Below are 11,688 nucleotides of genomic sequence, written 5' to 3'. Positions count from 1 at the left end.
CTCGGCGCAAAGAATGCTTCCGGGTAGTCATACGCCATCGTCTGCACGTCTTGCGGCAACGATAAGGTGACGGGGCCGCAGGCGGCCGGGTCCGTCAAGGCGGCAATCGCGCGCGGCAAGGCCGTCAACAATTGCTCCGGATAGACGATGCGGTCAAAGTAGCGCGATAAAGGTTTGAAGGCATCGTTGACCGAGACGCTGCCGTCCGTGCCATCTTCCAGCTGCTGCAAGACGGGATCCGGCGCGCGCGAGACGAAGACGTCGCCGGGCAGGAGCAGGACGGGCAGGCGGTTGACGTGCGCCAGGGCAGCCGCCGTGAGCAGGTTGGTGGCGCCGGGGCCGATGGAACTGGTGACGGCCAGCATGCGCCGGCGCATGTGGGCTTTCGCATAGGCGATGGCAGAGTGCGCCATCGCCTGCTCATTGTGGGCGCGGTAGGTGGGAAATTGCTCGCGGTACTGGTACAGCGCCTCGCCCAGGCCCGCCACGTTGCCGTGGCCAAAGATGGCGAAGGCGCCGCCGAACAAAGGCTGGCCGTCCTCGGTGCGCAGCACGGACAGATAGCGCACCAGCGCCTGCGCCATGGTCAGGCGGATCGTGGTGGTCTTCATGCCGCACGCTCCAGGCGGTTGCGCGTGCGCTGCCACAAGCTGATCAGCTGTTCGAAATTGGCGCGCACGGCGGCGATCAGGCCCGCATCATCGAGTTCGCCGGCCAGCCAGCGGCGGCTCGGTTCCTGGAAGATGGTGCGGCCCACCATGAAGCCCCTGCACGTGCTGCTGGCACTGGCCTGCTCGAAACTGGCGGCCAGGGCGGCGATGGGCGCGTTCAAGCCCAGCAAGACGACGCCACGGCAATACGGATCGCGCTCGTGCACGAGGGCATCGATGGCTTGCCATTGCGCAGCTGTCATGCTTTCCAGCTTCCACCATTCGGGGTAGATGCCGAGGTTGTACAGGCGTTTCACCGCGCGATACACGGTATCGTCGTGCTGGGGCAGTGACTTGGCAGGAATAATTTCCAGCAGCAATTCATGGCCCGTGATTTGCGCCGCGTCGTACAAGCCCTTGATTTGCGCTTCCTGCTCCAGCCGGTTTTCCGGCGTATCGTCGGGATGCAGCTGCACCAGGCACTTGATCACGTGCTCCTTCGGCCACTGCGTCAACCGCGACGCCAGCGAACGGCCCCAGTCGAACTGCAAGGGATTCGAACCAGGCATCTCGACGGGACGGCCTATCCACCAGCCGCGCCCCGTGGCATCGTTGAGCGCGTCGACGCCATAGCGGTCATCGATCAGCACGCCCGTGCCACCCTGCAAGCCGCGCGCCGCCTCCGTCTGACCCACGGCTTGCACGAACAGTTGCTTGAGCTTTGAAATCCGCGCTTCGTCGCTCACGCCCTGCTGGGCCAGCTCAAAGAATTGCGTGCGGTGATCGAAGGCAAACACGCACAATTCGTTCCACTCCTTGCGCACGACCGTCGTGCGGTGCAGGCGCGCCAGGGTGGCATCCTGGTCAGGACGGGTCAGTTTCGCCGCATTGGCCAGGAAATAGTCGAGCTCGACGGGCGACGGCATGGCCGGCGCGCAGCCGTGGCGCGACACGACCAGGGCGCCGCAGCCATTCGCATAGCGGCAGCACGCCTCGTAATCTTCGCCGCGCAGCCAGCCCTTCAGGAAACCGGAAAGAAAAGCGTCGCCCGCGCCAAGCACGTTCAAGACTTCCACGCGCACGCCCTGATAGTTGAATGCCTCATCGAGACCGGCAGGAATGGCCGCCTCGATGACGGCGCAGCCCAGCGGCCCGCGCTTGACCACCAGGGTTGCACTGCTCACCTTGCGCACGGCACGCAGGGACGCCATGATATCAAAGCCGCCGCCGGCGATCATGAATTCCTCTTCCGTGCCGACGATCAGGTCGAACTGCGGCAGGATGGCCTGCAAGTGGCGGGTCACGCCGTCGTTCGAGACGAAACGCGTTTCGCCGTCCGCCTTGCCCGACAAGCCCCACAGCACGGGCCGGTAATCGATGTCGAGCACGGTGCGCACGTTATTGGCGCGGGCCAGTTGCAATGCCTGCGTGCTGACGGCGTGCATGGCGCTAGTCGAGAAATGCGTGCCGGTGATCAACAGCGCTTTACTCGATGCAATGAAAGCCGCATCCACCGACGATGCGTCGATGGCCATGTCGGCGCAATTTTCGCGATAAAAGATCAGCGGGAAGGTGTTCTTGTCCTTGATGCCCAGCATCACCAGGGCGGTGAGCCGTTCGCGGTCGATGCCGACATGGCTGACGTCGCAGCCCTCCTGCGCCAAGGTGTCGGTGAGGAAACGGCCCATGTGATCGTCGCCCACTTTCGACAGCATGGCCGATTTCAAGCCCAGCCGGGCCGTGCCGAAGGCGATATTCGCCGACGAGCCGCCCAGGTATTTGGCAAAGCTCGTCGCGTCTTCCAGCGTGCTGCCGATCTGCTGCGCGTACAGGTCCACCGCCAGGCGGCCCAGGCAGATCACGTCGAGCGCGCGGCCCTGGGCAAATTCAGTCGTATTCTTCATGGCATTGTTTCCTTATGACAGTTGCACGATGCGCTGCTCGCGCCACGACACGGTGGCCGCTTCGGCCAGTTCCAGGGCTTTCAAGCCATCGTGGACGGTGGTGCGCAGCGCTGCGCCATGGGCAAAGGCGTCGAAAAAGTGCGCCATTTCGCTGGCGTAGGCGGCGCGGTAGCGTTCCAGGAAAAAGTCTTCCGGCTTGTCCACGCTGACGTTGACGGCACCATAGGCCGTCACTTCCGTCGGCTTGTGGTTGCCTGCCTGCAGCATGCCGGCGCTGCCCAGCACTTCGAAACGCTGGTCGTAGCCGTAGGCGGCGCGGCGCGTCGTGTTGATCTGGCACAAGCGTCCCTTCGCCGTGCGAATGGTGACGGCCGTGCAGTCGAGATCGCCCGCCGCGCCAATGGCCGGATCGACGAGGCAACTGCCCGTGGCGTGCACGCTGACGGCTTCATCGTCGAGTATCCAGCGGAAGATGTCGAAATCGTGGATCAGCATATCCTTGAAGATGCCGCCGGAGACCTGAATATAGCTGACGGGCGGCGGACCCGGATCGCGGCTGGTGACGATGAGCAACTCCGGCGTGCCGATTTCGCCTGCCGCGATGCGACTTTTCACAGCGGCAAACGTGGGGTCGTAGCGGCGCTGGAAGCCGATCATGCACAGCACGCCCGCGTCCTTGACGGCAGCGGCGGCGGCGCGCGCGCGTTCCAGGGTCAGGTCGACGGGTTTTTCGCAAAAGATGGCCTTGCCTGCGGCGGCCGCGCGCACGATCAGGTCCGCATGCGTATCCGTGCTCGACGCGATCAGCACGGCTTTGACTTCGGAATCGGCCAGTACCGCCTCCACGCTGGCGACGCTGGCGCCATGCAGGGCCGCCACTTCCGCCGCCGCGCCCGCATGCACGTCGACCACGTATTTCAGGCGCACGCCGGGCTGGCGTACCAGATTGCCGGCGTGAATGCGGCCGATGCGCCCGGCGCCGAACAATGCCACTTGAATCATTTCCATCTCCTTGATAGTCGGTATCGCTTGACCCGGAAATGCACACGTGTGCAAATCCGGGCTAAAAAAGTTAAAACAGGTGGATGACGCCCAGCATTACGCCGCTGAGCTTGGCACCCTTCTTGGTGGCGGCGAAGGCATTGCCGCCAAACGTGTAGTTGGCGTTCTTGTCGTTATTCGTTTGCGTGTAGTAGGCATACACGGTGCTGCGCTTGGACAAGTAATACTCGTAGCCCAAAGTCGCCTGCTTGGCGCCGCTGTCGTCGCCGCGCACCAGAGTGGTGGCCTTGATGGTCACGCTGCTGCCGTTGGGCGCGCTGCCCGACACGTCACCTGCCACGCCGAAACGGCCGATGAAGGCACCGCCGCCCGCCTTGTAGGCGCCCGTGATGGTGAAGTAGTCGCGCTGCAAGTCGCCGCCGGCCACGTCATACACCATGCGGTTCCAGGCCACGCCCACGTCGCCGCCGCCGAAGTTGTAATTGCCCACGGCGCGGAACATCTTTTCGCTGAAGCCGGGACGCAAGTCCTTGTGCTTTTCATAGCCGACGGCGCCCTTCACGGGACCGTTTGCGTATTGCACGATGCCCGAATAGATGCGGTCGCCGTTCGATGCCTCGTTTTCGCTGGCGCGGTAAATCGTGGCGCTGAATCCCTGTACCACGGGCGTGCGATAGCTGACGGCGTTCGAACTGCGGCGGTTGAAGCCTTCGCCGCCCAGCTGCGAAATGTTGGCGTCATCCTGGATGCCTTCGCCCACGAAACGGTTGGTGTAGCCGTTGATCTGGCGGATCGGCGTGGCGAAGCGGCCCAGCGCGATGCGGCCATAGGCGGGGTTTTCCAGCCCGACAAAGGTATCCTTGCTATTGATGGCGCCCGTGCCATCGTCGAGCTTGGCATTGCCCTCGATCTGGAAGAAGGCCGTGTTGCCATTGCCCAAGTCTTCGCGTCCACGGAAGCCGATCTTCGAGGAATTGTCCGATACGCGCGATACCGACTCGCCATTCGGCGCCGTGGCCGAGCTCGACGTTTCGATACGGTCGAAGCCCGCGTGGATGCGGCCGTACACGACGACGCTCGATTCGGCCAGCACGCAACCTGGTGCGACCAGCAACAATACGGCGGCGATCTTGTTCAACTGCATGGTGCTCTTTTTCATCCCGTTTTTCATTTTGTCTCCTGCTTGTTTTTATGGTGGTGGATTACTCATGATGCTCAACAGCGTGTTGCCACTACATGCGTCCCTCGCCGGACGCCTGCCCTCCCTTTCCAGTCAATGTGTTCAGGTACAGCGCGGCAAGGCCAGCGCCGCCAGTTGCGGATACAAGCGGGGGCCGCCCACCAGGATGGGGTTGCCCTTTTCCAGACCGTTATCGGCCAGGAAATCATTGCAGCGCCCGCCCGCTTCGTTGACGAGCACGATGCCCGCCAGGCAATCCCAGGAATTGATGTGCGGCTCGAAATAGCCGATCAGGCGCCCGGCCGCCACGTAGGCGATCATCAGCGCGCCGGAACCGTTGCGGATGAACATGCCGCCCTCTTCCAGCACGTCGAGCAGGAAGGGCAAAAAGGTATCGGTGCCCACGCGGTGCGAAAAGCCCACGCCCAGCACGCCGCCCTGCAGGCTGGCCACGTCGTTGATGCGCAGCCGCGTTTCGCCCGCCTTCGCCGTCACATGCGCGCCTTGCCCCAGGCAGGCGTGGAACAGCTCGTCCGCATTCGGGTCGTATACGGCGCCGATGGCGGGCTGGCCGTCGACCAGCACGCCGATCGACACGCACCAGGCCAGCATGCCGTTGACGAAACAGGCCGTGCCGTCGATGGGATCGATGACCCATACGCAGCGCGCGTCGGACGCGCCGCCGCCCCGCTCCTCGCCCACCACGGCGTCTTCCGGGAAGCGCTCGGCGATCTGCGCGCGCAGGAAATCCTCGACCATGCGGTCGGCGATGCTGACCATGTCCTGCAAGCCCTTTTCCTCGATCACCAGTTCCGTGCGGCGCTGGAACATGCCCAGCGCGATCTCGCCCGCCTGGCCGATGATGTGCCGGGCGTAGGCATAGCGTTCCAGGGTCGCCGCGTCGGCCAGTACCGCTGCCTGTGTCATATCTGTCATGCTTGTCCTCCAATGATGGCTGCGCCATGTTCGTGTACGGTCATGGCGACCGATGTGCCTTGCGTGAAAACCTGGCTCAAGTCGTGCGAGACGGCAAACAGTTCGCCGACGGGCGTGTCGAGCGTGTATTGCATTTCGCGTCCCAGGTAAGTGGCGCGCGCCACGCGCACCACCATGGCGCTGTCGGGCTGCGCGGGCGACAGCAGGATCGCTTCCGGACGCACGGCGAAACTCGCTTCGCCGCTGCGCTGGCTGCGGCATGGCAGGCGCAGCCGCAGCTTGCCCATGACGCAGACGGCCTTGCCGTCGGCCACCGATTCGATCACGCCATCGACGATGTTCGCGTTGCAGATGAAGTCGGCGACGAACTTGTCGGCCGGCGACTCGAACAGCTCGTGCGGCGTGCCCTTTTGCGCAATCACCTGGCGGTTCATGACGATGATCTGGTCGGAAATGGCCAGCGCCTCTTCCTGGTCATGCGTGACGTACACAGCCGTCAAGCCCAGCTTGACCTGGATGTCGCGGATCTCGTCGCGCACGCGGCGGCGCAGTTTCGTGTCGAGGTTCGACAGCGGCTCGTCCAGCAGCAAGACCTTGGGCTGCAGCACCAGCGAACGGGCCACGGCCACCCTCTGCTGCTGGCCGCCCGACAACTCATTCGGGAAACGCGCGGCAAAGTCGGCCAGGCCCACCAGGCGCAGGCTTTCCTGCGCCCGTTCGATGGCGCGCGGCTTGGTCTCGCCCGAGACGGTCAAGCCGTAGCACACGTTGTCGAGCACCGTCATGTGGGGGAACAGCGCATACGACTGGAACACCATGCTGACGTCGCGCTCGGCGGCGGAAGTCAAGGTGACGTCCTCGCCGGCCAGCAGGATGCGCCCGGCGCTGACGCGTTCCAGGCCCGCGATCAGGCGCAGGGTGGACGTCTTGCCGCAGCCGCTGGGACCCAGCAGGGTGACCATGGTGCGCGGCGCGATCGTGAACGACACATCGTTCACGGCCAGGGCCTTGCCGTAGCGCTTGGTAACACCGTCGAATTCCAGCGCTGCAAGCTCTGTTGCTTGGGTAGTAAAGTGGTTCATGCGTAGCTCTTTTCCAGGTTGGGAACGGCGGCCGGCAGCGTTTTTTCGGCGCTGACGCGGCGAAGGCGGCGCTTGCCGACCAGCAAATGGATCAATTGGATGCACAGCAGGATGATGACGATCAGCACCGTGGCATAGGCGATCGCCGTGCCGTAGTTACCGTTCGACACCAGGCCGATGATGTAGGACGTGGCCATGTCGTAATCGGCGCTGACGAGAAAGACGACGGCCGAGATCGACGTGATCGAACGCACGAAGCCATACACGAGGGCCGAGGCGATGGCCGGGCGCAGCAGCGGCAGGATGACCTTGCGCATGGTGGTCCAGCTGCTGGCGCCCAGGGTGATCGACGCCTCGTCCAGGCTGCCGTCGAGCTGGCGCATGGCGGCGATGCCCGTGCGCAATCCCATCGGCATGTTGCGGAAGACAAAGCACAGGATCAGAATCGTCGCCGTGCCCGTCAATTCGATCGGCGCCGAGTTGAACGCCAGGATGTAGCTGATGCCGATGACGGTGCCGGGAATGGCAAAGCTGAGCATGGTGCCGAACTCGAACGCGCTCTTCAGGGCGAATTGCTGGCGCACCAGCAGCCAGGCCGACAGGATGCCGACAAAGGCCGTCAAGGGCGCGGCGATGGCCGAAATCGTCAAGGTGGTGAACAGCGACGGCCAGGCCTGGCCCGTCCAGTGCCAGCCGGAAGCGCCCGCCGTGATGCCGAAGGCGTCGATGTAATGGCGCAAGGTGAAGGCATTGTCCTGGCCCCAGTTGTTCACGAAGCCGCCCGCCACCACGGTGCCGTAGATCAGGGCCGTGAAGGCGAACCATGGCAGGGCGATGGTCCACAGGGTGGTTTTCAGGCGCGCGTTGAGCGAGGCGTGGCCGCCGTGGTCGGCCTTGCCCGTCACCGTCACATACGATTTCTTGCCCAGCCACAGGTTCTGGATGAAGAAAGCGCCCACGGCAAACGTCAGCAGCACGATGGCCAAAGTCGCCGCGCGGCCCTGGTCGTTCGAGGCGCCCACCACGGAAAAGAAGATTTCCGTCGACAGCACGTGGAAGTTGCCGCCCAAGACCATCGGGTTGCCGAAGTCGGCCATGCTTTCGATAAAGCACAACAGGAAGGCATTGGCGATGCCGGGACGCATCAGCGGCAAGGAGACCTTGACGAAGGTTTGCCAGCTGCTCGCGCCCAGGGTACCCGACGCTTCCTCCAGCGAGGGGCTGACGCCCTCGACCACGCCGATCAACGTCATGAAGGCGATCGGCGCAAAGGCCAGCATCTGCGACAGCCACACGCCCGTCATGCCGTACAGCCAGCGGCTTTGTTCGATGCCAAACAGGTCGCCGACGAGGCCCGTGATGGCGCCGTTGCGGCCGAACAGCAAGATCAGGGCCAGGCCCAGCACGAACGGCGGCGTGACGATTGGCAAGATGGTGATGGCGCGCATGGGGCGTACCCAGCGGCCATTCGTGCGCGTCACCAGCAGGGCAAAGACGAGACCGAGGAAGGTGGCCGACACGCCCGTCAGCAAGGCCAGCGCCAGGGTGTTCCAGGCCACGCCGCAGCGGCCGGGACCGGCCACGCAATTGAGGCTCCAGATGCCGGGGTCCGCCAGGCGGCGCGCCAGGGCGGCGGCGCCCGTGCCGCCATCATCCATGGGCTGGCCGGCGCTCACCAGGATCAGCGCGACGGGGAACAGCACGAACAGGGAAATGAGGCAGATGATGAGGCCGATGGCGCCGGCCACGAAGGCGTCGCCGCGGCACACGCCGCAGGCGGCGGCGCCCGACGTGAGCAGGAACAGCAGGCACAGCGCCAGCAGCAGCGCGCCGAAACCAAGGCCGGTGCCGGCGGCCAACGGCCCCCAGCCCAGCCATGCCAGCCACAGCAGGCCGGCGCCGCCGAGGGCGATCTGGCCCAGGCCCAGGGTCTTGCGGTGGGGATTGCCAGCCACCAGCGCGGCGCTGGCGGCGATCAGGGCAAAGAACACGCCCAGCGGCCAGGCGCCGAACGACAGCACGTGCAACACGGCCGGTGCGCCACGTTCACTGAAGAACTGGCCGTCGCGCAGCCATTCGCCGGCGAACAGTCCCGCTTCCTGCTGCTGCCAGGGCAACAGGCACAACGCTGCCAAAGCGGCCAGCAGCCAGCCGTAAAATATCTTTTTCATGAGTTTCATCCAACTATGAACGTCTGAAATTCTGTTGCGCGGTGCGCTCTGTTTCCAGACGTTTTGAACAATTGATATAGGTTTAACGCCTGCCAAAACTGTAGCGAGCGGCAGTGAGTTGCGGCCGAGACGCGCAGCTGTGCGCTAGCACAGTGAGCATCGCAGGCTGCAAATCGCGACGCGCAGTAAGTTTTGGCGCGCGTTAATTGCCGGCAGAATAAATCTGTGTAGTCCAGCGTTGTAATAAGCGCTTGCGCGTGTCCGACGCGCCATACTTGGCGAAGTCGTAGTTGATGGTCTTGATGTTTTCCAGGCGCGGCGAGGCGGCGGGAATGGTGGCGGCCGCGTTGGACGGAATCTGGAAAGCCAGCGCCTTGACGGCTTCGCTCTGCACGTCGGGACGCAGGGCGAATTCATAGAATTTCTTTGCCTGTTCCATGTTTTTCGCGCCCTTGACGATGCTCATCGAGCCGATCTCGTAGCCCGTGCCTTCGCAGGGCGGCAAGACCTTCACGGGGAAGCCGGCCACGGTCAGTTTCATCAGGTCATGCATGAAGCCGATGGCCACGCCAGCTTCGCCGCGGCCCACGTCCTCGCCCGGCGCCACGCCCGCGTTCGGATACTTGCTGACGTTCTGGCCCATTTTCGCCAGGAAATCGAAGGCTTCCTCTTCGCCGAACAGCTGCACCACGGTGGCCAGCGCGTTGTAGGCGGCGCCCGAGGAGTTCGGGTTGGCCATCTCGATCTCGCCCTTGTAGGCGGGCTTGACGAGGTCTTTCCAGCACTGGGGCGGCGGCAGGTTTTTCTTCTTCAGCACGTTTTCGTTGTAGGCCAGGCCCAGGATGCCGATGTAGATGCCGACGGTGCGGTACTTGGCCGTCTCGGCCTGCTTGAGCGCCCACGGCTGCAGCTTGGGCAGGGTGGGCGACTTGTATTCTTCCGTATAGCCTTCGGCGGCGGCCTGCAGGTGCGGGTCGCCCGTGCCGCCCCACCAGATGTCCGATTTCGGGTTCGACGCTTCGGCGCGGATCTTCGCGTAGGCTTCCCCGGCGCTCTTCCTGATCATCGATACCTTGATCTTGCTTTCCGCCTCGAAGCGGTTCTTCATCAGCTGGCACCATTCCATGTCGGCCGAGCACAGCACGGACAGGCGTTCCTCGGCGGCCATGGCCGTCATCGGCAGGGCCAGGCTTATAGCAATCGCAACATTGCGCATCTTCATCGTCTCACTCCAAGTTCGTTATCGTTGTGGTACTTCAGACCGCACCGCTATCTTGCGGTGTCACTGTCCCGGGATGTGCTTTTTAAGGCCTTGCACTGTATTGCACACGTGTGCACACCTTACCACCAGCCGATTTTGACTGTCAACAAGAATCTCGGCAGGCGTGCGGCGTGGCGTTTTACCGACAAAAAAAGCCGCCAGCTGGTTGCAGCTGGCGGCTTTCGGGTGCTCCGGGATCAGAGGCGTGTTACTGCCAGGCTTCCTTGCCCGCGCGCGGCTTGCCCACCATCAGCAGCGCGCCCAGGGTCAGCACGGCCGCCAGCGACAGGTAATAACCCACGTATTGCAGACCATAGTTGGTGGCCAGCCAGGTGGCGATGTACGGCGCCAGCGAGGCACCGAGGATGCCGGCCAGGTTGAACGTGAGCGAAGCGCCCGTGTAGCGCACTTCGGGCGGGAACAGCTCGGACAACATCGTGCCCAGCGGTCCGTAGGTCATGCCCATCAGGCCCAGGCCGACGGCCATGAAGACGGTCACTTCCCACGTCACGCCCGAGCCGAACATCGGCGCGAGCACCAGGCCGAAGATGGCGATGGCGACGGAAACCCAGATCAGGGTGGCGCGGCGGCCGCGGCGGTCGGCCAGCACGGCCGAAAACGGTATCGTCAGGGCAAAGAACAGCACGGCAAACAGTTGCACGACGAGGAATTCCTTGCGCGTGAAGCCCAGCTTGGTCGTGCCCCAGCTCAGCGCGAACACCGTCATCAGGTAGAACAGCACGAAGGTGGCCAGGGCGATGATGGTGCCCAGGAACAGCATGCGGCCATGCTGGCGGAACACGGTGGCCACGGGCAGCTTGACGACTTCGTTCTTGTCGATGACTTTCTGGAAGTCCGGCGTTTCCGTGATCTTCAGGCGCACGTACAGGCCGACGATGACCAGCAGCGCACTGGCCAGGAACGGGATGCGCCAGCCGTAGCTGAAGAACTGTTCATCGGTCATGGTTTCGCTCAGCAGCAGGAAGATGCCGCCCGACAGGAAGAAGCCGATCGGCGCGCCCAGCTGCGGGAACATGCCGTACCAGGCGCGTTTGCCCGGTGGCGCGTTTTCCGTCGCCAGCAGCACCGCGCCGCCCCACTCGCCGCCCAGGCCCAGGCCCTGGCCGAAACGGCACAGCGCCAGCAGCAGCGGCGCCAGGGTGCCGATGGCGGCATACGTCGGCAGCAAGCCGATGATGACGGTGGAGATACCCATGGTCAGCAAGGCCGCCACGAGGGTCGCCTTGCGGCCGATGCGGTCGCCGAAGTGGCCGAACACGGCCGAACCGATGGGGCGGGCGAAGAAGGCGATGGCGAACGTGGCCAGCGATTGCAGCACGGCGGCCGACGGGTCGCCGGCGGGGAAGAACAGTTTCGGGAACACCAGCACGGCGGCGGTGGCGTAGATATAAAAGTCAAAGAACTCGATGGTGGTGCCGATCAGGCTGGCGAACAGCACCGTGCCGGGGGAATTTTTCTTAGGGGGGGTGCTCATTTACTGC

The 11,688-nt window shown here is 63.9% G+C and carries 9 protein-coding genes; all 9 read right to left on the bottom strand.

Going from position 1 to position 11,688, the window contains the following annotated elements:
* Window positions 1-611, bottom strand: a 611-nt coding sequence (locus tag CSQ95_RS20355; RefSeq protein WP_257218119.1) for a thiamine pyrophosphate-binding protein, incomplete at its 3' end; no start/stop codon positions are given.
* Window positions 608-2,554, bottom strand: a complete 1,947-nt coding sequence (gene iolC, locus CSQ95_RS20350) for a 5-dehydro-2-deoxygluconokinase (protein ID WP_099410805.1) — start codon at window positions 2,552-2,554, stop codon at window positions 608-610. The genes iolC and CSQ95_RS20355, both read right to left, overlap by 4 nt.
* Before the next feature lie 12 nt (window positions 2,555-2,566).
* Window positions 2,567-3,556, bottom strand: a complete 990-nt coding sequence (gene iolG / locus CSQ95_RS20345; protein ID WP_099410815.1) for an inositol 2-dehydrogenase — start codon at window positions 3,554-3,556, stop codon at window positions 2,567-2,569.
* A gap of 70 nt (window positions 3,557-3,626) precedes the next feature.
* Complete coding sequence (locus CSQ95_RS20340) at window positions 3,627-4,727, bottom strand: porin (protein WP_083287339.1); 1,101 nt, start codon at window positions 4,725-4,727, stop codon at window positions 3,627-3,629.
* Window positions 4,728-4,838: 111 nt separating this feature from the next.
* Entirely contained in the window at window positions 4,839-5,672 is an 834-nt protein-coding gene (locus CSQ95_RS20335; RefSeq protein ID WP_076573113.1) for an inositol monophosphatase family protein, read from the bottom strand.
* Window positions 5,669-6,754 (bottom strand): ABC transporter ATP-binding protein, encoded by a 1,086-nt coding sequence (locus CSQ95_RS20330; RefSeq protein ID WP_099410804.1) that lies wholly within the window; start codon window positions 6,752-6,754, stop codon window positions 5,669-5,671. The genes CSQ95_RS20335 and CSQ95_RS20330 overlap by 4 nt, the downstream gene beginning before the upstream one ends.
* Complete coding sequence (locus CSQ95_RS20325; RefSeq protein WP_257218118.1) at window positions 6,751-8,925, bottom strand: iron ABC transporter permease; 2,175 nt, start codon at window positions 8,923-8,925, stop codon at window positions 6,751-6,753. The genes CSQ95_RS20330 and CSQ95_RS20325 overlap by 4 nt, the downstream gene beginning before the upstream one ends.
* Before the next feature lie 202 nt (window positions 8,926-9,127).
* Entirely contained in the window at window positions 9,128-10,147 is a 1,020-nt protein-coding gene (locus CSQ95_RS20320) for an ABC transporter substrate-binding protein (protein ID WP_099410802.1), read from the bottom strand.
* Between the two features lie 247 nt (window positions 10,148-10,394).
* A complete protein-coding gene (locus CSQ95_RS20315) occupies window positions 10,395-11,681 on the bottom strand; it encodes an MFS transporter (RefSeq protein WP_070290424.1) in 1,287 nt (428 codons plus the stop codon).
* Between the last annotated feature and the right edge of the window lie 7 nt (window positions 11,682-11,688).

The organism is Janthinobacterium sp. BJB304 (assembly GCF_002735765.1).
GTDB lineage: Bacteria > Pseudomonadota > Gammaproteobacteria > Burkholderiales > Burkholderiaceae_D > Janthinobacterium.
This window is presented reverse-complemented; position numbering and strand designations above follow the sequence as displayed.

Excerpts from the sequence above, each read along its gene's own strand:
- iolC (WP_099410805.1), bottom strand. The coding sequence starts at position 2,554 with ATGAAGAATACGACTGAATTTGCCCAGGGCCGCGCGCTCGACGTGATC.
- iolG (WP_099410815.1), bottom strand. The coding sequence starts at position 3,556 with ATGATTCAAGTGGCATTGTTCGGCGCCGGGCGCATCGGCCGCATTCAC.
- CSQ95_RS20340 (WP_083287339.1), bottom strand. The coding sequence starts at position 4,727 with ATGAAAAACGGGATGAAAAAGAGCACCATGCAGTTGAACAAGATCGCC.
- CSQ95_RS20335 (WP_076573113.1), bottom strand. The coding sequence starts at position 5,672 with ATGACAGATATGACACAGGCAGCGGTACTGGCCGACGCGGCGACCCTG.
- CSQ95_RS20330 (WP_099410804.1), bottom strand. The coding sequence starts at position 6,754 with ATGAACCACTTTACTACCCAAGCAACAGAGCTTGCAGCGCTGGAATTC.
- CSQ95_RS20325 (WP_257218118.1), bottom strand. The coding sequence starts at position 8,925 with ATGAAAAAGATATTTTACGGCTGGCTGCTGGCCGCTTTGGCAGCGTTG.
- CSQ95_RS20320 (WP_099410802.1), bottom strand. The coding sequence starts at position 10,147 with ATGAAGATGCGCAATGTTGCGATTGCTATAAGCCTGGCCCTGCCGATG.
- CSQ95_RS20315 (WP_070290424.1), bottom strand. The coding sequence starts at position 11,681 with ATGAGCACCCCCCCTAAGAAAAATTCCCCCGGCACGGTGCTGTTCGCC.